We start from the raw sequence: 21,710 nt of genomic DNA on the forward strand, positions 1-21,710 counted from the left end.
GATGACCTGGTTATTGACCCAGCTGTTCGGCCAGCTCGGCCGAACGCCGGGCGGCGGCGTTCAGGGCGTTCTGCACCAGGGTTTCGAACCCTTCGGACTGGAATGACTGGATGGCCGCTTCGGTGGTACCGGCGGGGGAGGTGACGCGACGACGCAGTTCGGCAGCGTCGACGTCGCTGGCCACGGCCATGTGCGCAGCGCCCAGGGCGGTCTGCAGGGTCAGCCGGGCAGCCGTCTCGTGCGGCAGCCCGAGTTTTTCCCCGGCGGCGGTCATGGCTTCTATCAACAGAAAGAAGTAGGCCGGGCCGCTGCCGGACACGGCGGTGACCGCATCCAGTTGCTGTTCTTCATCCAGCCAAAGGGCCAGGCCGACCGCGCCCAGCAAGTCTTCGGCCTGCTGGCGTTGTTCGGCATTGACGTCGGCGGTGGCGTACAGGCCGCTGGTGCCCTGGCGCAAAAGCGCGGGGGTGTTGGGCATGCAGCGCACGATCGGCTGTTGCTCGCCGAGCCACGCCTGCAGGCTCGCGCAGTTGATGCCCGCGGCGATCGAGACCACCAGTTGACCGGGTGCCAGGCTCGGTGCCAGCGATTGGCACACGTCCTTCATGCCTTGCGGCTTCACGGCCAGCACCACCACGTCGACCCCCTCGATGGCCTCGGCGTTGTCGGCGAACACCTCGATGCCATGTTCGGCCGCTACCTTGTCACGCTGTTCGGCGCCGCGGTCGCTGGCGCGGATGTGGCTGGCTTCGACACCCTGCGCGCGCAGGCCGCCGATCAGGCTGGCGGCCATGTTGCCGGCGCCGATGAAGGCAATACGAGTGTTGCTCATGAAGGATCCTTGCTCAAAGGTGAGGAGGCCACGGCGGTGTGCGCCGGGGAGGTGTCTTGGCCGTAGTTGCGCGCGCCGAACAGCGCCGTGCCGATGCGCACCCACGTGGCGCCCTGGGCGATGGCTGCCTCCAGATCGTGGCTCATGCCCATGGACAAGGTGTCCAGCGGCATTGGCAGATCGTGCTGCAGCGCACGCACGCGGGCAAAGGCAGCGTTCTGCAGAGCGATGTCATCGGTGGGCTCCGGTATGGCCATGAGGCCACGCAGGCGCAGGTTGGGCAGCGCGGCGATGCCGCTGACCAGGGTGGCTACGTCGTCGGGATCGCAGCCGGACTTGCTGGCCTCGCCGCTGACATTGACCTGGATGCAGATGTTCAGGGGGCCAAGCGGGGCCGGGCGTTGTTCGCTGAGCCGTTGGGCGATCTTGAGGCGGTCCACGGAATGTACCCAGTCGAAGTGTTCGGCGATTGCGCGCGTCTTGTTCGACTGAATGGGGCCGATGAAGTGCCAGATCAAGGGCAGGTCGGCGAGTTCCAGCTGTTTGCCCAGGGCTTCCTGCAGATAGTTTTCGCCGAAGTCACGGATGCCGGCGGCGAATGCCTCGCGCATGGTGGCGGCAGGCTTGGTCTTGCTGACCGCGAGCAGGCCGACTTGGCCGGGCTCGCGTTGCGCCTGTCGGACAGCGGCTGCGATTCGGGCACTCACTTGCGAAATGTTGTCTGCTATCGTGGACATTGAATTCGTGCCGGCGGGTTTCAGGTCTGCGGCATTCTACCTGCTTGTCTGTATTTGGGGAGTCTCATGGACATTACCGAGCTGTTGGCCTTCAGTGCGAAACAAGGCGCATCCGACCTGCACCTGTCCGCAGGCCTGCCGCCGATGATTCGGGTGGATGGCGACGTGCGCCGTATCAACCTGCCGGCGCTGGACGACAAACAGGTCCAGGCGCTGATCTACGACATCATGAACGACAAGCAGCGCAAGGACTTCGAGGAGTTTCTGGAAACCGACTTTTCTTTCGAAGTGCCCGGTGTGGCGCGCTTTCGGGTCAACGCGTTCAACCAGAACCGCGGTGCCGGTGCAGTGTTTCGGACCATTCCGTCCAAGGTGCTGAGCATGGACGACCTGGGCATGGGAGATGTGTTTCGCAAGATTACCGAAGTGCCGCGCGGACTGGTGCTGGTCACCGGGCCGACCGGGTCGGGCAAGTCGACTACCCTGGCGGCGATGATCGATTACCTCAACAGCAACAAGCACCATCACATCCTGACCGTGGAAGATCCGATCGAATTCGTCCACGAGTCGAAGAAGTGCCTGGTCAACCAGCGTGAGGTGCACCGCGACACCCTGGGGTTCTCCCACGCCTTGCGCTCGGCGTTGCGTGAGGACCCGGACGTGATCCTGGTGGGCGAAATGCGCGACCTGGAAACCATTCGGCTGGCGTTGACGGCGGCCGAGACCGGGCACCTGGTGTTCGGCACGCTGCACACCACGTCGGCGGCGAAGACCATCGACCGGGTGGTCGATGTGTTTCCGGCAGAGGAAAAGTCGATGGTGCGTTCAATGCTGTCCGAATCGCTGCAGGCAGTGATTTCTCAGACCTTGCTGAAGAAGATTGGTGGCGGGCGGGTGGCTGCGCACGAGATCATGATCGGCACCCCGGCGATTCGTAACCTCATCCGTGAAGACAAGGTCGCGCAGATGTACTCGTCGATCCAGACAGGTGGATCGCTGGGCATGCAGACCTTGGACATGTGCCTGAAGAACCTGCTCGCCCAGGGCATCATCAGCCGCGACTCGGCGCGCGAAAAGGCCAAGTCCCCGGACAACTTCTGAACGGTGCATATCCCGCTGCACCGTGGCGTACGTTTCGCGGCCACTGGCCGCTCCTACAGAGAATGGCAGTCATCCGTAGGAGCGGCCAGTGGCCGCGAAGGGCGCACCGCGGTCGGGCTGATGCCCTGCGGTGAATGCGTTGCGGCCGATGACCGCTCCTACAGACAATTGCGGTCATCCGTAGGAGCGGTCCGTGGCCGCGAAGGGCACGCCGCGGAAAGAGGGATCAGCGCTGGACGATGCGCAGCGCGGGCTCTTTGGGCAGGACGCGCTTGGCGACAGCGTAGTGGGTGTTCCAGTACGGTTTCTTCAAGGTGTCGATGGTCACAGCCTTGCCACGACGCGGGGCATGGATGAAGCGGTCGTTGCCCAGGTAGATGGCGACGTGATTCACCTTGCGGCTCTTGATGTTGAAAAATACCAGGTCACCCGGCTTGAGGTCCTTGCGTTCAACCTTGACACCGTGGCCCGCAGCCATGGCGTTGGACGTACGCGGCAGATCAACGGCTTTCACGTCGTTGAAGGCATACTTGACCAGGCCACTGCAGTCGAAACCCTTGCTCGGGCTGCTGCCGCCCCAGCGATAGGGGGTGCCAAGCACGTTGACCGCACGGCTGAGCACATCGCTGCTCTGCTTGGACGAGGCGCTGCCGACCTTGACCGCGGTAACCTTGGCCAATGCCTGGTTGTTGCTGGCAGGGCGGGTCACGACGATGCGTGGGGCGCGTTGCGATTGTTCGGTAGCGGACTGGGCGGTGTAGCCATTGAAGCCAGCGGGAAGTCGTTGCTCACGATTGGTGGCGTGGGCGGCCAGGGGCAATAATAGGCAGATGGTCAGCCATGTCTTGAAAAATGGACGCATTCGGCAGGGCTCATGTGGGTAGGCGCGCAACTTTATAACAGCTTTTTGTGTGGTTTTTAATCCGCTGGTCGAGGCACGCAGGTCGCAAATGGCACCAATCGGGCGCAGAATTGTCCTTTGTGCGGCACGCAACTCAGGTGCTGCAAGGGTTCAGCCGATGTCGGTCACAGAAATGCCATACGTCGGGACGGGGCAAAAAAGTCACAAAACCGTTCAAAAAATTTTTATATCAGAGGGCGCACATCAACAATGAACAGCTATCGGATCCACGATACCCACAGCAAAGTCATGGGCTACCTGTTGTGGATTTTGGGCTTTACCGGTGCTCATCGCTTCTACTACGGCAAGCCGGTGACCGGGACGATCTGGTTTTTCACCCTGGGGCTGTTCGGCATCGGCTGGCTTATCGACCTGTTCCTGATTCCGGCCATGGACCGGCACGCCGACATGCGCTTTCACAGCGGCCAGACCAACTACAACGTGGCCTGGGTACTGCTGACTTTTCTCGGTTTGTTCGGTGTGCACCGCATGTACATGGGCAAGTGGATCACCGGGGTGATCTACCTGCTGACTGGGGGGTTGTTCTTGGTGGGCGTGCTCTATGACTTCTGGACGCTGAATGATCAGGTGTCGATGAAGAACGCGCAGCGCGGGTAGGTCGTTCAGGCTGCAGCCCCTGCTGCGCTGTGTCAGGCAGACCGCAGCGAGGCCTTCGCGGCCGCTGACCGCTCCTACGGGGGTGGTCGTCTGTGGGAGCGGGCTCTGCCCGCGAAGAAGTGGGTGCGGTGCATCAGGCAGGCCGCAGCGAGGCCTTCGCGGCCGCTGACCGCTCCTACGGGGGGGGCGTCTGTGGGAGCGGGCTCTGCCCGCGAAGAAGTGAGTGCGGTGCATCAGCCGTACTGCGGCGAGGCTTTCGCGGCCGCTGACCGCTCCTACAGGGATGGTGTCGTCTGTAGGAGCGGGGGGGATCAGCCAGTGAAGCTGATATGCCCATCCACCAAGGTGTAACGCACGGCGCCCGGCAACGTGTGACCGAGGAACGGGCAGTTGGCGCCCTTGGACAGCCAGCGCTCGCCGGCCACCGTCGAGACGCCTTCATCGAACAGCACCAGATCTGCCGCTGCGCCCACCTGCAAGCGGCCGGCCGGCAAGCGCATGGCCTCGGCCGGGCCCTGGCCCAGGCGCGCGAGCAAGGTCGGCAGGTCGAGCAAGCCATCCTGCACCAGGGTCAGGGCCAACGGCAATAGCAGCTCGACACTGCTGATACCCGGCTCGGTCGCACCGAACGGGGCCAGTTTGGCATCACGGTCGTGGGGCTGGTGATGGCTGGCAATGGCCTGCACCACGCCCTTCTTCACCGCCGCACGCAAGCCTTCCCGATCCGCTGTCGAGCGCAGCGGCGGTTGCACGTGATACAGGCTGGAAAACCCGGTCAGCGCCTCGTCGGTCAGGATCAATTGGTACAGCGCCACGTCCGCCGTGACCGGCAGGCCGCGGCCTTGGGCCTGTTCGATCAGCTCGACGCCGCGGGCGGTGGTCAATTGGCTGAAATGCGCACGCACGCCGCTTTGTTCGACCAGCAGCAAGTCACGTGCAAGGGCGACGGTTTCAGCCGTTTCCGGAATGCCTGCCAGGCCAAGGAAGCTGGCCGTAGGGCCGTCGTGGGCGAGCCCGCCGGCGGACAGGTCACGGTCCTGGGAATGGAAGATCACCGTCAGGTCGAACGTTGCGGCGTACTCAAGCGCACGACACAACGTCCGGTGGTTGCCGAAGCTGTTCAGGCCATTGCCGAAAGCAATGCAGCCGGCATCGCGCAAGGCAATCAGTTCCGCCAGTTGCTCGCCTTCCAGGCCCTTGCTCAGGGCACCGATCGGAAACACCTTGGCATGCCCGGCCTCGCGGGCGCGATCCAGGATCAGCTCGGCCACTGCCGAGGTATCGAGGATCGGCTTGGTCAGCGGCGGGCAGCACAGGCTGGTGACGCCACCGGCAGCTGCGGCCCGGGTTTCACTGGCGATGGTGCCCTTGCGGCTGTAGCCGGGCTCGCGCAGCGACACGCTGAGGTCGACCAGGCCGGGCGCGGCCACCAGGCCGCTGGCGTCCAGGCGCTGGCTGGCGGTGAAATCGGCGGGCGCATCGCCGATGGCCACGATTCGCCCCTGGCTGATATGCAGGTCGCTGATCTGGTCCAGACCACTGGCGGGGTCGATCACCCGTGCACCGATAATACTGAGGCTCACTGGACGCTCTCCTGCTCGAATTGACGCTGGGCCGTCTGCCCGCTCATGGCCATCGACAACACCGCCATGCGGACTGCGATGCCGTAGGTGACCTGGTTGAGAATTACCGAATGAGGTCCATCGGCGACGGCCGATTCGATCTCGACGCCACGGTTGATCGGCCCTGGGTGCATGACGATGGCGTCGGGCTTGGCACCGGCCAGACGCGCAGTGGTCAAGCCGTAGAGGCGATAGAACTCGCCTTCGCTGGGCAGCAGGCCACCGGTCATGCGTTCACGCTGCAGGCGCAGCATGATCACCACATCGACATCCTTGAGGCCCTGCTCCAGGTCGGTAAACACCTTGACGCCATACTGCTCGACGCCGATGGGCAACAGCGTCTTCGGACCGATCACACGGATGTCCGGGCAGCCCAGGGTCTTGAGGGCGATCATGTTCGAGCGCGCTACCCGCGAGTGCAGGATGTCGCCGACGATCGCTACCGACAGGTTCTCGAAGCCGCCTTTGTGCCGACGAATCGTGAGCATGTCGAGCATGCCCTGGGTCGGGTGGGCATGGCGGCCATCGCCACCGTTGATGATGGCCACTTCCGGGCTGACGTGCTCGGCGATGAAGTGCGCGGCCCCGGAGTCGGCGTGGCGCACGACGAACATGTCGGCGGCCATCGCTTCGAGGTTGCGCAGGGTGTCGAACAGGGTTTCACCCTTGCTGGTCGAGGAGGTCGACACGTTCAGGGTGATGACGTCGGCCGACAGGCGCTGGGCGGCGAGCTCGAAGGTGGTGCGCGTGCGCGTGGAGTTTTCGAAGAACACGTTGCACACGGTCTTGCCGCGCAGCAACGGGACTTTCTTGACCGCACGGGCGCCAACTTCAAGGAACGAATCAGCGGTATCGAGCACTTCGGTCAGTAGTTCGCGGGACAAGCCGTCGAGGGAAAGAAAATGGCGTAGCTGGCCCTGGTCATTGAGCTGCAGCGGGCGCTTGGCGTCGATAGGCGTCATGGCGGGGGCTCTTAAAGGCTGGAGGCGGAAACGAGGTCCTGGCGCTCGAGGGCGAGCGGGGACGGGCCGAGCAATTTTACCCGTTCATGGGCAGCCAGCGACAGGGTGGCACCGACGATGTCGGGGCGAATCGGCAGCTCGCCGGCGTCCAGGTCGAGCAGGCACACCAAGGTCACGCTGGCAGGGCGGCCGTAGTCGAACAGTTCATTGAGGGCAGCGCGGACGGTGCGGCCACTCATCAGCACGTCGTCGATCAGCACCAGATGCTGGCCCTCGATCTCGAAGGGCAGGGCCGAGGGGCGCACTTGCGGGTGCAGGCCGTTCTGGCTGAAGTCGTCGCGGTAGAACGACACGTCCAGGGTGCCCAGCGCAGCCTTGCTGTCCATGGCTTGCAGCAACGCCTGAGCGACCCAGACACCGCCGCTGTGAATGCCGATGTAGCGCGGCTCGGCAATGGAGCGCCTGGCCAGATGGGCCTTGAGGTCGACAGCCATCGCGCCGATCAGCTCGGCCGGGTTGGGAAGGCTCATGTGTGCTCCTGTGGTTGAGATCGTCCGAAGAGAAGGGGTGCGGTGTGACGCGGCTTGCACCGCACCTGTAGCAGCGGCGCAAGCCGCGTCGGCGGTCGCGCGGTGTATCTGGAAAAATGCGTCGAGGCCGGACGCGGCTTGCACCGCTGCTACAGGGGGGTGGGGTGCAGCTGCTGTCATCTTCAGCTGTTGCCACCCAGCGCATTCGCCTCCAGCCAGCCTTGCAGCAGCAGCTTGGCAGCGATGGCGTCGACCGGGTTGTCGCGGTAGCTGCCGCGCTGCCCGCCACGGGCCATGCGCTCGCCCTTGGCCTCGAAGGTGGTCAGCCGTTCATCGTGGGTGTGCACCGGGATGTTGAAGCGGCCGTTCAGGCGGCGGGCGAACTTTTCTGCCCGCTCGCTCATTTCGCTGGGGCTGCCGTCCATGTTCAGCGGCAGGCCGACGACGATGGCGTCCGGCTGCCATTCCTTGATCAGCGCTTCGACGCGGGTCCAGTCGGGCACGCCGTTCTGGGCCTTGAGGGTACACAGTTCACGGGCCTGGCCGGTGATCACCTGGCCGACCGCGAAGCCGATCTGCTTGGTGCCGTAATCCACGCCGAGCAGCAGTCTGGGTGCGCTCATCAGGCGTGGCCCGCCTGGCTGGTCAGCAGGCTGAGGTTGATGCCCAGGCGTGCCGCCGCCGCGCCGAGGCGCTGGTCGCTGTCGGTATTGAACAGGATGTCGGCATCGAAAGGGCAGGTCAGCCAGGCATTGTCGGCCAGTTCGGCTTCCAGCTGACCGGCTTCCCAGCCGGCGTAGCCCAAGGTGATCAGGCTTTGCTCGGGACCCGCGCCATCGGCGATGGCGAACAGGATGTCCTGGGAGGTGGACAGCGAGACCTCGCCCAGCTCGACCGTGGCCTGGAACACCGGGCCGCTGGGGTGCAGAACGAAGCCGCGGTCGGTCTGCACCGGCCCGCCGTTGTAGATGGGCACCTGCTGGCAGGAAGCCGGTGGTTCGGTGTCCGGCCGCAACTGCTCGAGTATGTCGGCCAGGTTCAGGTCCTGCAGGCGGTTGACCACCAGGCCCATCGCGCCATTGGGCGTGTGCTCGACGATGTAGGTCAAGGTATGGGCAAAATTGGGGTCCGCCATGTGCGGCATGGCGATCAGGAACTGGTTCCTGAGGTAGCTCGTTTCGAGGTTTTTCATGACCTGTAGTGTGGCGTCGGCCTGCCAGCCTGACAAGCTTGCAGGCGCAGTTTCATGTGTCTCAATTGCTCTGCAGGCGATCGCCCTTGGCGAAGCGCCAGGTACGGATGATCTCCAGGCGGTCGACGTCGGCCAGATCGCCGGTGAAGGGCGCGAACGGCGCGGCCAGGCGCACGATGCGCTGGGCCGCCTGATCGAGCAGCGGCTGGCCGGACGATTCGAGCACCAACACCTCGTAGAGCGAGCCGTCGCTGTTGATCGACACCATCAGCCGCAGGCTGCCGTAGATCTGCTGGCGGCGTGCCTCGTCGGGGTAATTGAGGTTGCCGATGCGTTCGACTTTCTTGCGCCAGTCATCCTTGTACCAGGCACCCTTGTCGCGCATGGTCGAGGCCGCGCTCAAACGGTGGATGCGCGGACGCTTGGCGTAGGCCTGCTGCTCGTGGGACAGCTCGGCTTCCAGGCTGGCGATCTCGCTGGACAGCTGCGAGCTGTCGAATTCCGGGGTAACGGCCTTTGGCTTGGGGTCGGGCTTGACCGGTGGCGGTCGTGCCTCGGTCTTCACCGGCCGGGGGGCCGTGGTGGCGATGGCCTTCTTCAGCGGTGCAGGCTCGGGCTGGGTGACCGGCTTGGGCGCAGGCGGTGGCGTCACCTTGTTGATCTTGCTGTCCTGGAAGGGCGCGACTTCAGTGGTCTTGGGCACGGCCTTCTTGTCCAGGGTGCCGCTGCCTTGCTGGTTGTCCTGGGCAAGAAAATCCGCATCCTTGGGCGCGGTCTGACTTTTGAGCGGTGCCAGGGTCACTTCCAGGGTCTTGCTGATCTGGGTAGGCGGCTGCGTGCCGAAGCCCACGCCGACGATCAGGGCGACGTGCAGCAGCGCGGCGAGGAACAGGGTAAAACCCAGCCGATCCGCAGGGCGGGCGCCGATGCGGGTCAGTTCAGCAGGGAGGTCGGCGGGCAGCGTCATGAAGAATCCGGCAGGCGTGCAACCCGGGCGGCGATGCGCGCCCGGCAACTGAAAGGGCGTGCATCATAACCCGGAGCAGGGGCGTAGGGTCAGCGTGCCTTGAGCTTGCGATCGATGGCGTCCATCAATTGGCCGCCGATGTCGGTGCCGAATGCCGCGTCGATTTCGCGGATGCAGGTCGGGCTGGTGACGTTGATCTCGGTGAGGTGCTCGCCGATCACGTCCAGGCCGACGAACAACAGGCCCCGGGCGCGCAGCGACGGGCCGACCTGTTCGGCGATCCAGCGGTCCTTGTCGCTCAGCGGACGCGCTTCGCCACGCCCCCCGGCTGCCAGGTTGCCGCGAGTCTCGCCGCTGGCGGGAATACGCGCCAGGCAGTAGGGCACCGGCTCGCCGTCGATCATCAGGATGCGTTTGTCGCCGTCCTTGATCGCCGGCAGGTAGCGCTGCGCCATGATCTGCTGGGTACCCATGGCCGTCAGCGTTTCGAGGATGACCGACAGGTTCGGATCGCCCACCCGATGGCGGAAGATCGAGGTGCCGCCCATGCCGTCCAGCGGCTTGAGAATGACGTCGCCATGTTCGGTGGCGAACTCGCGCAGGATGTCGGCCCGACGGCTGACCAGCGTGGGCGGGGTCAGTTGCGGGAACAGCGTGGCGAACATCTTCTCGTTGCAATCGCGCAGGCTCTGCGGCTTGTTCACCACCAGTACGCCCGCGGCCTCGGCCTGTTCGAGCAGGTAGGTGCTGTAGACGAATTCGAGGTCGAAGGGTGGGTCCTTGCGCATCAGGATGACGTCGAGATCGGCCAGCGGCGCGTCGAATTCCGACTCGAATTCGAACCAGTGCTGCGGGTCGGCGAAGACCTTGAGCGGACGCATCCGCGCGCGGGCCTGGCCCTGGCCTTGATACAGGTCCTGGATTTCCATGTGGAACAGCGACCAACCGCGTGCCTGGGCTGCCAGCAGCATGGCCAGCGAGCTGTCCTTCTTGTAGGAGATGTTGGCGATCGGGTCCATGACAATGCCGAGGCGAACGCTCATGGGGTAGCTCCTGTACGCGGGACGTGCCGCTTGCGAATGGGTCTTGGAAAGTGGCGTCAGGGTGGCGCCGCATGGCCCGCAGGTCAAGGGGCAGCGGCCGATGGAACGCTGTTGGAGAGTGTGCTAAAAAGGCTCGGACTTCTTTATTGCCCGCGAAGGCGCCCGTCGGGGCAAGCGCACATCAGAGCCTCCATGAAAACGTCCGAAGCCTTCAAGATCATGGTGATCGACGACTCCAAGACGATTCGTCGCAGCGCCGAACTGTTGCTCGAACAGGCAGGCTGCCAAGTGATCACCGCACTCGATGGCTTCGATGCCCTGGCCAAGATCGTCGACGAACGTCCCGATATCATCTTCATTGATGTCATGATGCCGCGCCTGGATGGCTACCAGACCTGCGCGCTGCTCAAGAGCAACAGCGCCTTCAGCGCCATTCCGGTGGTGATGTTGTCGTCGCGCGATGGCCTGTTCGACAAGGCTCGCGGCCGCAGTGTCGGCTCGGATCAATTTTTGACCAAGCCCTTCAGCAAGCAAGAACTGCTCGCCGCGATCCGCACCCATGTGCCGGGTTTCGCCGCGTAGCGAACGTTGTCCAGCCCTGGCGCGTGCCAGGGCCTTTACCGCATGGGGAACAGCATGGCTCGAATCCTGATCGTCGATGATTCGCAGACGGAAACCTACAAACTCACCGGCATGCTGGAACGGCACGGTCATGAAGTGCTCAAGGCCCAGAATGGTGCCGATGGTGTGGCCCTGGCCCGCCAGGAGAAGCCCGACGCCGTCCTCATGGACATCGTCATGCCCGGCTTGAACGGCTTCCAGGCGACCCGCCAGTTGCACAAGGACGAAGAGACCGCGCACATTCCGGTGATCATGATCACCACCAAGGATCAGGAAACCGACAAGGTCTGGGGCACTCGCCAGGGGGCCAAGGGCTACCTGACCAAGCCGGTGGACGAGGACACCTTGATCCAGACGTTGAACACCGTCCTGGCCGGTTGACCCACGCCGATGCTGGAGTCACGCACCGCCTTCGACCTGCTGCTCGATATCGACCAGCGTTGTCGCCTGCTGGCCGCCGAGCTGCCCTCGCAGGAACTGCGCCTGCAGACCTGGAGCGGCATAGGTTTTCGTCTGGCCGGGCACTGGTACGTCGCGCCCATGGGCGAGGTCGCCGAAGTGCTGCCCGAGCCACGCAGCACGCGGCTGCCGGGGGTCAGGCCCTGGGTCGTGGGCGTGTCGAACCTGCGCGGGCGGCTGTTGCCGGTCATCGACCTGGGCGGATTCTTCGGCCATGGCCTGTCGCCGCAGCGCAAACAGCACCGGGTGCTGGTGGTGGACCGAGCGGACATCTTCGTCGGCCTGCTGGTGGACGAGGTCGCAGGTCTGCAGCATTTCAGCTCGGCCAACCACCAGGCATCATTGCCCGAAACGGCGCTGGCTGCCGCCGCGCCGTTCCTGCAGGGCCACTTCCTGCGTGAACACCCCTGGTGCGTGTTCAGCCCGGCCCGGCTGGTACAGGCCCCCGCTTTCCTGGATGTAGCACTCTGAGCATGCCTATGCGTTTCCGTACTTCCCCCAGCAGACTCGCCCTACACGGGCCCACATCATGACCAAGCGCTGGCCAGGCAACTCTCTGTTGGGCTCCCGAGCCGGCGCGCAGATCATCGGCCTGTTCGTGGCGTTGGTGATCTTCATCGTTCTGCTGTTCGCCAATTTCACCTACCTCAACACTCAATCCACCTACGACAAGCAGTACATCGGCCATGCCGGCGAATTGCGCGTGCTGTCGCAGCGCATCGCCAAGAACGCCACCGAGGCGGCGGCGGGCAAGGCTGCAGCGTTCAAGTTGCTGGCCGATGCGCGCAACGATTTCGAGCGCCGCTGGGGTTTTCTCAAGGAGGGCGACAGCGCCACCGGCCTGCCTGCGGCCCCCGCGGCGATGCGCGAACAGATGCGCCTGGTGCAGCGCGACTGGGACGAGTTGCGCCACAATTCCGATGCGATCCTGGCCAGCGAGCAGACGGTGCTGTCGCTGCACCAGGTGGCCGCAACCCTGGCCGAAACCGTGCCGCAACTGCAGGTCGAGTACGACAAGGTCGTCGACACGCTGCTGCGCGGCGCCGCGCCTGCCAGCCAGGTCGCCGTGGCCCAGCGCCAGTCGTTGCTCGCCGAACGCATTCTGGGCGCCGTCAACACGGTGCTGTCCGGCGACGAAAGCGCGGCCCAGGCTGCAGAAAGCTTCGGCCGCGACGCCAACCGTTTCGGCCAGGTGCTGGGCGGCATGCTCGACGGCGATGCGCTGATCCGGGTGACCCAGGTACAAGATCCGGAGGCACGCGCGCGCTTGCGCGAGATCGCCGAGCTGTTCCAGTTCGTCTCGGGCAGTGTCGACGAGATCCTGGAAACCTCGCCCGAACTGTTTCAGGTGCGGGCCTCGGCCAGCAATATCTTCAATCAGTCGCAGACCCTTCTGGAAGAAGCCTCGCGCCTGGCCAGCGGCTTCGAGAACCTGGCCAGCGGGCGTTCCGCTGGTACCGTCGGCGGCTATGTGCTGGGCCTGGCGGCGCTGGCTTCGATCATTCTGATCGCCCTGGTGATGGTGCGCGAAACCAAACGGCAACTGCGCCAGACCGCAGAGAAAAGCGAGCGCAACCAGGCGGCGATCATGCGCCTGCTCGATGAGATCGGTGGGTTGGCCGATGGCGACCTGACCGTGACCGCCTCGGTGACCGAGGAATTCACCGGTGCCATTGCCGATTCGATCAATCATTCCATCGACCAGTTGCGCGATCTGGTGGCCACCATCAACCTCACCGCCGAAGAGGTCGCTACGGCCGTGCAGGACACCCAGGCCACCGCTCACCAGTTGGCGCGAGCCTCGGGGCATCAGGCGCAGCAGATCAGTGACGCATCGGTGGCGATCAGCGACATGGCCCAGTCGATCGACCGGGTGTCGACCAACGCCTGGGAGTCGGCCAAGGTTGCGGATCGTTCGGTGACCATCGCCAACAAGGGCAGCGAGGTGGTGAACAACACCATCCAGGGCATGGACAACATTCGCGAGCAGATCCAGGACACCGCCAAGCGCCTCAAGCGGCTGGGCGAATCGTCCCAGGAAATCGGCCACATCGTCAGCCTGATCGACGACATTGCCGACCAGACCAGCATCCTTGCCCTGAACGCGGCGATCCAGGCCTCCATGGCTGGCGAGGCCGGGCGTGGCTTTGCCGTGGTCGCGGACGAAGTGCAACGCCTGGCCGAGCGCTCGTCATCGGCTACCCGGCAGATCGAGACGCTGGTGCGGGCGATCCAGGCCGACACCAACGAGGCAGTGATCTCCATGGAACAGACCACGTTCGAAGTGGTGCGCGGTGCGCGCCTGGCTCACGACGCCGGGATCGCCCTGGAAGAGATCGAGGGCGTGTCGCAGGATCTGGCCGAACTGATCCAGGTGATTTCCAGCGCTGCCCAGCAGCAGACCAGTTCGGCGGGACAGATCTCGCACACCATGTCGGTGATCCAGCAGATCACCGAGCAGACCTCTTCAGGCTCCAGTGCAACGGCTGAAAGCATCGGCAATCTGGCGCAGATGGCCAGCGAGATGCGCCGTTCGGTGTCCGGTTTCACCTTGCCGGCGCCCAGTGCCGATGCAACTGCGGAGTGATCATGGCTGAACGGCACGAATACGTACTTCCCGCGTTGTGCGAGGAGTTGCTCAAGGTCAAGGAGCAGCTGGACCTGTTCGTGCGCGGTGGTCGCGAGTACACCCAGGAGTTGAACGGCCTGACGGCATCGTTGCGACAGATTGCCGATGCCCTGGCTGTGCTCGGTTTCGGCCAGCCGCGCAAGGTCATCATCGACCAGTTGGCGGTGATCCAGAGCCTGGTGCAGGGGACCCGCGAGCCCAACGACGCCGTGTTGATGGACGTCGCCGGGGCATTGCTCTATGTCGAAGCCACGCTGGCGGGCATGGCGGGACCCAGTGATACGCCGGGGCGCGATGAGCAGCAGACGTCCAGCACCGACCTGGTGCAGATTCGCCAACTGGTGATGCGCGAAACCCGCTTCGGCCTGCAGGAGGCCAGGGACGTACTGGCCGATTCCAGCGACGGCCGCTGGGACCGGCAACGGCTGCGCACCTTGGTGCCGCTGCTCACCCAGCTGCGCGGTGCGCTGGTCATGCTGCCGTTGCCCAGGGCCGCCGCGGTGCTGCAAGGCTGCAATGACGCCGTTAAAGCGCACCTGTTGGACGAGCCGACGGCATCGGTACCTGTGCCACTGGAGCAGGTGACGGCTGCACTCGCGGCGGTCGAGCATTACCTGCAGCGCACCAGCGAAGCACCGCAGCTTGCCCATGAGGGCCTGCTGGCGGTGGCCGAGGCTGGCCTGGCAGCGGCTGCGCCAACAGACCCACACGGCGAGGCGCATGCCGCGACGGGCCCGGAGCCCGACCCCGTGGATACCCAATTGCTGGAGATCTTCCACAGCGAGGCCTTGAGCCACCTGAGCGCCGTGGAGCGATTTCTCGCCCTGGACGAGCAAGGCAACGACGTCGCCGTCACCGACGAATTGCAGCGTGCCCTGCACACGCTCAAGGGCAGCGCGCTGGTGGCCGGTGTCACGCCGCTGGCCGAACTGGCCACCGCCTTCGACATCATGGCCCGCGAGCTGCGTGCCCACCGGCTGCCGTTCCAGGCCCGAACGCTGGGCCTGCTGGGCGATGCCCACTATCTGATGCGGCAGAAGCTGCTGCAATTGCCTGCGCAGCCGCTGACGCCCATTCCCGGTGCCGGCGAGCTGATCCGGCAGGTACAGGAACACACCATCGAACGCCTGCAGGGCGTACAGACGCTGGGCGATGCCCGCCAGGTCCAGGCGCCGCAACTGATCGAGCGGTTGCTCGACGAGGGCATGGATATCCTGCTCGATGCCGAGCGCTTGCTGCAGCGCTGGCAACAGACGCCGGCCAGCCGTGTGGAGTTGCCACGGCTGCTTGATCAGCTGACCCTGCTGGGCGAACAGGCGCAACTGACGGACGTGCAGGCGCTCGACGAGCTGTGCGAGGCGCTGCTCGATCTGTATGGCGCGGTCGAAGAAAGCAGCCTGAGTGTCAGCACGGATTTTTTCCAGCAGGCCGAACAAGCCCAGGAAGCCATGATCGGCATGCTCGATCAATTGGCGGCCGGGCAAGAGGTCAAGGCCCAGCCCACCCACGTGCGTGCCCTGCGGGCACTGCTGCAGGGTGCCCTGGCCCCGCACGCCATGGGTGTGGTGCAGCGCGAAGGCGGCGCGGTGATCGATCTTGCCCTGCTTGGCAACGTCGCTGCGACAGGTGCCGACGATGAAGGGTCATTCACCGAGGAATCCATCGAGCAGACCCAGCGGCGCTGGCTGAGCGAACCCGGCTACGAGGGGTCATCCCAGCTCCCGCCGCGTCCGGCTCCATCGGAGCCTGGAATCGAGCAGGTGGACGACGCCGACGGTGAATTGCTGGGTATCTTCATCGAAGAGGGATTGGACATCGTCGAGAGCGCAGGCGCGGCACTGGTGCGCTGGCAGGCCGAACCGGGCAACCATCTCGAAGCGGAAAACCTGCTGCGCGACCTGCACACGCTCAAGGGCGGCGCACGGATGGTAGAGATCGGTCCGCTGGGCGACCTGGCCCACGAGCTGGAATCGGTGTACGAACGCATTTCCCAGGGCCAGCTGCAGGCTTCCAGCCAACTGTTTGGCCTGCTGCACAAGGGTCACGACCGCCTGGCCCAGATGCTCGACGCGGTCCGCTCGCGGCAGGCGTTGCCAGCCGCCGGAAAGCTGATTGCCGCGATCGCCGAATTCGCCGCCGGCAGTGAGCCAGCCGGGCCCGCCGGGCCAGCTGCTTCGGCCAAGCCCGCCATTGCCGAACCGGTGGCCGCCGAACGCGGTCCCGTCGATGTGATCAAGGTCGGCGCCGAGCTGCTTGATGAATTGGGCAACCTGGCGGGGGAAACCGCAATCTTTCGCGGCCGCATCGAGCAGCAGGTCAATGACGCCCAGGCGGCGCTGCAGGAAATGGAAACCACCATCGAGCGCATGCGCGATCAGCTGCGCCGCCTCGATACCGAAACCCAAGGCCGCATCCTCAGCCGTCAGCAGGTCGATGGTCAGGGTTACGAAGACTTCGACCCACTGGAAATGGACCGTCATTCACACCTGCAGCAGCTGTCGCGGGCCCTGTTCGAATCGGCCTCGGACCTGCTCGATCTGAAGGAAACCCTGGCCGGCCGCAACCTGGAAGCACAGACGTTGCTGCAGCAACAGGCGCGCGTCGACAGCCAGTTGCAGGAGGGCTTGATGCGCACGCGCATGGTGCCGTTCGAGCGCCTGCTGCCGCGCCTGCAGCGTGTAGTGCGCCAGGTGGCCGAGGCGCTGGGCAAGGAGGTCGAGTTCGAAGTCAGCCAGGCTCAGGGCGAGATGGACCGCAGCGTCCTGGAACGCATGATCGCGCCGCTCGAACACATGCTGCGCAATGCCGTCGATCATGGCCTGGAGCCGATCGAGCAGCGGCTGGCTGCGGGCAAGCCGGCGGTGGGGCACATTCGTCTGGCCTTGCTGCACCAAGGCGGCGACATCGTCATCGAGATGAGTGACGACGGTGCCGGGGTGCCCCTGCAAGCGGTGCGCGCCAAGGCCATCAAGCGTGGTTTGCTGGATCCGCACAGCGACCTCAGCGACCACGACGTGCTGCAGTTCATCCTCCAGCCTGGCTTCTCCACCGCCACCAAGGTGACGCAGATCTCCGGCCGTGGCCTGGGCATGGACGTGGTCCACGAAGAGGTCAAGCAGTTGGGCGGCGCCATGAGTATCGACTCGCGGCCGGGGCAAGGTGCGCGGTTCCAGATTCGCCTGCCGTTCACCGTGTCGGTCAACCGCGCCCTGATGGTGCAGTGTGGCGAAGAACAGTACGCGATTCCCCTGAACAGCATCGAGGGGATCGTGCGGGTCATGCCCGGCGAGCTGCACGATGCCTACCAGTCTGCCCCACCGCGCTACGGCTACGCCGGGCGGGTGTATGACCTGCGCTACCTGGGCACCCTGCTGCATGGCCTCGCCGTCCCCTCGCTGACTGCGCAGAGCCAACCGTTGCCCGTGCTGCTGGTGCGCGCGTTCGATCAGCAGGTGGCGGTGCAGGTCGATGCCTTGGCCGGCTCCCGCGAAATCGTGGTGAAAAGCCTGGGAAGCCAGTTCGCGGCCGTGCCGGGCCTGGGCGGCGCGACCATCCTGGGCGATGGCAGCGTGGTGCTGATCCTCGACCTGCTGGCTCAGCTGCGGGCCCGTCAGGGTGTGGCCGTGGCTCGCGCCGGTTATCAGCACGGTGCGCAGGTACGGCGCCTGCAAGTCCTGGTGGTCGACGACTCGGTGACCGTGCGCAAGGTCACCAGTCGCTTGCTCGAGCGTCACGGCATGCAGGTGCTGACCGCCAAGGACGGGGTCGACGCCATGGCGCTGTTGCAGGAACACAGCCCCGATATTCTCCTGCTGGACATCGAGATGCCGCGCATGGACGGTTTCGAGGTCGCCCGGCGCATCCGCCAGCATCCCACGCTCAAGGACCTGCCCATCATCATGATCACCTCACGTACGGGGCAAAAGCATCGCGAGCGGGCGATGGCCATTGGCGTCAACGAGTACCTGGGCAAGCCTTATCAGGAGAGCCAGTTGCTGGAATGCATCGAACGCTGGGGCCAGGTCCATGCTTGATCGGGCGATCGGCCGCCGCGACAGCCTTACCGCGCTGGTGCTGCCCCTGGCCGATCGAAGCCTGTTGCTGCCCAACGTGGCGGTGGCCGAGCTGATCGACTATCTGCCCGGTGAACCGGTGCTGGGCGCCGCGCGCTGGCACCTGGGAATGATCGAGTGGCGCAACCTGCGCCTGCCGCTGGTCAGCTTCGAAGCGGCCAGCGGTGGCGAGGCGGTGATCGGCGAGCGCGCCCGTATCGTCGTGCTCAATGCACTGGGTGAAACCTCGACGCGCTTCATGGCCGTATTGATCCAGCACGTGCCTCGCTCGTGCCGGGTCGACAGCCAGCTCAGCTACGTTGACGTGCCGCTCAAGCCGCTGGAAATGGCGGCGGTGCAGGTCGGCGAAACCGTAGCGCGGGTGCCGGACCTCACAGCCTTGGAAAACCTGCTGCACAGCGCGGTGTAGACACCTTGTCACGTAATCGTTGCAGGGCTTTACAGCCGTCGGCCTGACCGGCACTCTGGCGTTGCCTTTGCTGCAGGGACCTCGTAATGCTCGACCGCACTTTTCTCGCCTTTGCCTTTTGTACTGCGCTGCTCAGTGGCAGCCCCGTGCGCGCCGAGGTCCCGGCAGGCTATTCGATGGTCTTGCTGACCGAAAACTTTCCACCCTACAACATGGCCAGCAACGACAAGAACTTCGCCCAGGAAGAGAACATCCGCGGCATCGCAGCGGAACTCGTGCGCGAAATGTTCCGTCGGGCGGACATCCCCTACAGCATGACCCTGCGGTTTCCCTGGGACCGTATCTACAAGCTGGCCCTGAGCAATGCCGGCTATGGGGTGTTCGTCACCGCGCGCCTTCCCGAGCGCGAACAGGCCTTCAAATGGGTTGGCCCACTGGGTCCGGATGACTGGATCATGCTGGCCCGTGCGGACAGCCCGATCACCCTGGAGACCCTCGACCAGGCCCGACCCTACCGGATCGGCGCCTACAAGGGCGATGCCATTGCGCAGAGTCTTGCCGAGCGCGACATGCGCCCGATCGTCGCCCTGCGCGACCAGGACAACGCACGCAAGTTGCTGGATGGCCAGATCGACCTGTGGGCCACGGGCGATCCGGCTGGCCGCTATCTGGCACGTCTGGAAGGGATCAACGGGCTCAAGACCGTGCTGCGCTTCAACAGCGCCGAGCTGTTTCTGGCGCTGAACAAGGACACACCGCAGGCGGTGGTCGAGCGTCTGCAACGATCACTCGATGAGATGCGCCGCGACGGTTTCGTCGATCGGGTATTCGCCGACTATCTATGAGACACGGCACTCCATGAAACAGGGCAATGGCGAATCAGTGGTAGATCCCGCCCTTGCCATGGGCGGCCGTGGCGCGATTGCCGCGCTCGCCGATCATCTGCCGGACCGGTATCCACTCCACTCCCCTGGCCTTCAAGCGCGGTAGTTCGCGCTCCAGCACTTCCAGGGTCTGTGGATAGGGGTGTCCGATGATCACCACCGTGCCCTGTTTGTGTGCCAAGGCAATGGCTTTTTCGAGCTGGCCAGCGATGGCCTCGACGGTGCGCGTGTCATCCAGGAAGACGTCCCGGGAGAGGCTGGCCAGGCCGATGCCCTGGGCTTTGGCGGCGGCCACGGTGGCGGCGCTGGTGCGGCTGTCGACGAAGAACATGCCGTGCTGCTGCAGCTCGTTCATCAACAGGGCCATGGCCTCGGGCTGCGAGGTCATGCGGCTGCCCTCGTGGTTGTTCAGGCCGGCAGCATACGGCACGGCGCGCAGCGCGGCCTGCAGGCGAGCGAGTAGCTCACTGGCAGGCATGTCGGGTCGCCAGGCGAACGGGCCGGTCGCAGGATCCATGGGCATGTGCACCATCACGGTCTTGCCGGCCTTGTGCGCCTGGCGGGCAAAGTCCGCAGCGTGTGGCGTGTCGGGCATGATTGCCAGCGTCACTGGGCCGGGCAGAGCCAGGGTGCGGCTGTCGCGAGCCGGGGACTGGCCCAGGTCATCGATGATCAGGCTCAGGTACGCCGGCCCGGCGAAGGCCGGGCCGGCAGTCAGCAACAGCACGGCCAGCAACAGGATGCGGCGCATGTCAGTTGCCGCGCGTCACGCTCAGGCCCTTGAGCAGGCTGAGCGCCTGGCTGATCTGGAAGTCGTCGTCCTGTGGCCGGGCCTTGCGGGCGCCGATCACCGGCTTGCCCGAAGGTCGATCGGCGCCGCCGTTGCCGTTGCCCAGGTGACCCTGCAGGTCGGCTTCCTTGAAGCTTTCGGTGTCGGCATCGCGGGTGACCTTGCCCTGACGTACCTCAACATCCGGGATGATGCCCTGGGCCTGGATCGAGCGGCCATTGGGCGTGTAGTACAACGCCGTGGTGATCTTCAGGGCGCGATCGTTGTTGAGCGGCAGCACGGTCTGCACCGAGCCCTTGCCGAAGCTGTCGGTGCCCATGAGGATGCCGCGCTTGTGGTCCTGCAGTGCGCCGGCGACGATTTCTGCCGCCGAGGCGCTGCCGCCGTTGATCAGCACCACCAAAGGCACCCGTTCGCTGGCATCGGCAGGGTCTGCCGAGAAGCGCAGTTCCGAGTTGGCGATGCGGCCCTTGGTGTAGACGATCAAGCCCTTGGTGAGGAAGTGGTCGGCCACCTCCACGGCGCTTTGCAGTACGCCGCCGGGGTTGTTGCGCAGGTCCAGAATCAGGCCCTTGAGCTTGCCGTTGTTGTCCTTGCGCAGCTTTGCCAGGGCCTTGCCGACTTCTTCGCCGGTTTTCACCTGGAACTGGGTGATGCGCAAATAGCCATAACCGTTTTCCAGCAACTGCGCCTTGACGCTCTTGACCTGGATAGTGGCGCGGGCCAGGGTCACGTCGAACGGCGTACCGCCGTCGCGCACCAGGGTCAGGGTGATTTTCTCGCCGAGCTTGCCGCGCATCAGATCGACGGCCTCGGTCATGCTCAGGCCCTGGGTGGGCTGGTTGTTGATCTTGACGATCAGGTCGCCGGCTTCGATGCCGGCCTTGGAGGCTGGCGTGTCGTCGATGGGCGATACCACCTTGATCATGCCGTTCTCGCTGCCCACCTCGATACCCAGGCCGCCGAACTCGCCACTGGTGCTTTCCTGCAGCTCCTGGAAGTCCTCGGGGCCCAGGTAGGCGGAGTGGGGGTCGAGGTTGCTGAGCATGCCCTTGATGGCATTCTCCAGCAGCGTCTTGTCATCCACAGGCTCGACATAGGCCGCCTTGATGCGGTCCATCACCTCGGCGAAGGTCCGCAGCTCGTCCAGCGGCAACGGTGCGGCGGCCGGAGCCGTGCCGACCGACCGGGCGGGCTGGGGAGCCAGATCGGCGGCGATCACTGCCGGGGCAGCACAGGCCACGGCGATCGTCAGGGCCAGCGAGGTAAGGCGGGACAGATGCGGCATGTCTAACAGACTCCTGATACGGGTTCGCGCCTTTGAGGGCTGCTTTTGAACG

Annotated in this window: 21 protein-coding genes; 9 read left to right on the forward strand and 12 right to left on the reverse strand. The window is 64.9% G+C overall.

Going from position 1 to position 21,710, the window contains the following annotated elements; all coding sequences use genetic code 11:
• Positions 1-10: 10 nt before the first annotated feature.
• A complete protein-coding gene (proC, locus tag IFT80_RS10805) occupies positions 11-832 on the reverse strand; it encodes a pyrroline-5-carboxylate reductase (RefSeq protein ID WP_192137548.1) in 822 nt (273 codons plus the stop codon).
• Entirely contained in the window at positions 829-1,569 is a 741-nt protein-coding gene (locus IFT80_RS10810; RefSeq protein WP_192137549.1) for a YggS family pyridoxal phosphate-dependent enzyme, read from the reverse strand. The genes proC and IFT80_RS10810 overlap by 4 nt, the downstream gene beginning before the upstream one ends.
• A gap of 66 nt (positions 1,570-1,635) precedes the next feature.
• Here IFT80_RS10810 and IFT80_RS10815 point away from each other — a divergent pair, with 66 nt between their 5' ends.
• Entirely contained in the window at positions 1,636-2,670 is a 1,035-nt protein-coding gene (locus IFT80_RS10815) for a type IV pilus twitching motility protein PilT (RefSeq protein ID WP_122480509.1), read from the forward strand.
• Between the two features lie 226 nt (positions 2,671-2,896).
• Here the strand turns inward: IFT80_RS10815 and IFT80_RS10820 are convergent, their stop codons facing one another.
• Complete coding sequence (locus IFT80_RS10820; RefSeq protein WP_122480508.1) at positions 2,897-3,532, reverse strand: C40 family peptidase; 636 nt, start codon at positions 3,530-3,532, stop codon at positions 2,897-2,899.
• A 249-nt stretch (positions 3,533-3,781) separates the two neighbouring features.
• On the opposite strand from IFT80_RS10820, the gene IFT80_RS10825 reads away from it, so the two are divergent.
• Complete coding sequence (locus tag IFT80_RS10825; RefSeq protein ID WP_122480507.1) at positions 3,782-4,189, forward strand: NINE protein; 408 nt, start codon at positions 3,782-3,784, stop codon at positions 4,187-4,189.
• A 311-nt stretch (positions 4,190-4,500) separates the two neighbouring features.
• Here the strand turns inward: IFT80_RS10825 and IFT80_RS10830 are convergent, their stop codons facing one another.
• The 7 genes from IFT80_RS10830 to gshB all read right to left on the reverse strand — a co-directional run bounded on the left by IFT80_RS10830 (position 4,501) and on the right by gshB (position 10,505).
• Entirely contained in the window at positions 4,501-5,772 is a 1,272-nt protein-coding gene (locus tag IFT80_RS10830; RefSeq protein ID WP_192137550.1) for a dihydroorotase, read from the reverse strand.
• Positions 5,769-6,773 (reverse strand): aspartate carbamoyltransferase catalytic subunit, encoded by a 1,005-nt coding sequence (locus IFT80_RS10835; RefSeq protein ID WP_122480505.1) that lies wholly within the window; start codon positions 6,771-6,773, stop codon positions 5,769-5,771. The genes IFT80_RS10830 and IFT80_RS10835 overlap by 4 nt, the downstream gene beginning before the upstream one ends.
• An 11-nt stretch (positions 6,774-6,784) precedes the next feature.
• A complete protein-coding gene (gene pyrR, locus IFT80_RS10840; RefSeq protein WP_122480504.1) occupies positions 6,785-7,303 on the reverse strand; it encodes a bifunctional pyr operon transcriptional regulator/uracil phosphoribosyltransferase PyrR in 519 nt (172 codons plus the stop codon).
• Positions 7,304-7,485: 182 nt separating this feature from the next.
• A complete protein-coding gene (ruvX, locus tag IFT80_RS10845; protein ID WP_122480503.1) occupies positions 7,486-7,926 on the reverse strand; it encodes a Holliday junction resolvase RuvX in 441 nt (146 codons plus the stop codon).
• Positions 7,926-8,495 carry a YqgE/AlgH family protein gene (locus IFT80_RS10850; protein ID WP_122480502.1) on the reverse strand — a complete coding sequence of 190 codons (570 nt, stop codon included), beginning with the start codon at positions 8,493-8,495 and terminating at the stop codon, positions 7,926-7,928. The genes ruvX and IFT80_RS10850 overlap by 1 nt, the downstream gene beginning before the upstream one ends.
• A gap of 61 nt (positions 8,496-8,556) precedes the next feature.
• Positions 8,557-9,462 carry an energy transducer TonB gene (locus IFT80_RS10855; RefSeq protein WP_122480501.1) on the reverse strand — a complete coding sequence of 302 codons (906 nt, stop codon included), beginning with the start codon at positions 9,460-9,462 and terminating at the stop codon, positions 8,557-8,559.
• An 89-nt stretch (positions 9,463-9,551) separates the two neighbouring features.
• Positions 9,552-10,505, reverse strand: a complete 954-nt coding sequence (gene gshB, locus IFT80_RS10860) for a glutathione synthase (protein WP_192137551.1) — start codon at positions 10,503-10,505, stop codon at positions 9,552-9,554.
• 192 nt (positions 10,506-10,697) lie between these two features.
• Here gshB and IFT80_RS10865 point away from each other — a divergent pair, with 192 nt between their 5' ends.
• The 7 genes from IFT80_RS10865 to IFT80_RS10895 all read left to right on the forward strand — a co-directional run bounded on the left by IFT80_RS10865 (position 10,698) and on the right by IFT80_RS10895 (position 19,541).
• The gene (locus IFT80_RS10865) at positions 10,698-11,087 is read left to right on the forward strand and encodes a response regulator (protein ID WP_122714517.1); all 390 of its coding nucleotides are present in this window, start codon (positions 10,698-10,700) and stop codon (positions 11,085-11,087) included.
• Positions 11,088-11,141: 54 nt separating this feature from the next.
• Positions 11,142-11,507 (forward strand): twitching motility response regulator PilH, encoded by a 366-nt coding sequence (pilH, locus tag IFT80_RS10870; RefSeq protein WP_122480669.1) that lies wholly within the window; start codon positions 11,142-11,144, stop codon positions 11,505-11,507.
• Between the two features lie 9 nt (positions 11,508-11,516).
• Positions 11,517-12,056 carry a chemotaxis protein CheW gene (locus tag IFT80_RS10875; protein ID WP_122480498.1) on the forward strand — a complete coding sequence of 180 codons (540 nt, stop codon included), beginning with the start codon at positions 11,517-11,519 and terminating at the stop codon, positions 12,054-12,056.
• A gap of 58 nt (positions 12,057-12,114) precedes the next feature.
• Positions 12,115-14,172: a methyl-accepting chemotaxis protein gene (locus IFT80_RS10880; protein WP_122480497.1), complete on the forward strand. Its 2,058-nt coding sequence runs from the start codon at positions 12,115-12,117 to the stop codon at positions 14,170-14,172.
• A gap of 2 nt (positions 14,173-14,174) precedes the next feature.
• Positions 14,175-18,248: a hybrid sensor histidine kinase/response regulator gene (locus tag IFT80_RS10885; protein WP_192137552.1), complete on the forward strand. Its 4,074-nt coding sequence runs from the start codon at positions 14,175-14,177 to the stop codon at positions 18,246-18,248.
• The gene (locus tag IFT80_RS10890) at positions 18,241-18,696 is read left to right on the forward strand and encodes a chemotaxis protein CheW (RefSeq protein ID WP_122480495.1); all 456 of its coding nucleotides are present in this window, start codon (positions 18,241-18,243) and stop codon (positions 18,694-18,696) included. Before IFT80_RS10885 ends, IFT80_RS10890 begins: the two co-directional genes overlap by 8 nt.
• Positions 18,697-18,782: 86 nt before the next feature.
• Complete coding sequence (locus tag IFT80_RS10895) at positions 18,783-19,541, forward strand: substrate-binding periplasmic protein (protein WP_192137553.1); 759 nt, start codon at positions 18,783-18,785, stop codon at positions 19,539-19,541.
• 34 nt (positions 19,542-19,575) lie between these two features.
• On the opposite strand, the gene IFT80_RS10900 is transcribed toward IFT80_RS10895, so the two are convergent.
• Positions 19,576-20,331, reverse strand: a complete 756-nt coding sequence (locus IFT80_RS10900) for a divergent polysaccharide deacetylase family protein (protein WP_192102829.1) — start codon at positions 20,329-20,331, stop codon at positions 19,576-19,578.
• Between the two features lies 1 nt (position 20,332).
• Positions 20,333-21,658 carry a S41 family peptidase gene (locus IFT80_RS10905; RefSeq protein ID WP_122480492.1) on the reverse strand — a complete coding sequence of 442 codons (1,326 nt, stop codon included), beginning with the start codon at positions 21,656-21,658 and terminating at the stop codon, positions 20,333-20,335.
• Between the last annotated feature and the right edge of the window lie 52 nt (positions 21,659-21,710).

It is taken from the genome of Pseudomonas sp. CFBP 8771, from assembly GCF_014841695.1.
GTDB lineage: Bacteria > Pseudomonadota > Gammaproteobacteria > Pseudomonadales > Pseudomonadaceae > Aquipseudomonas > Aquipseudomonas baltica.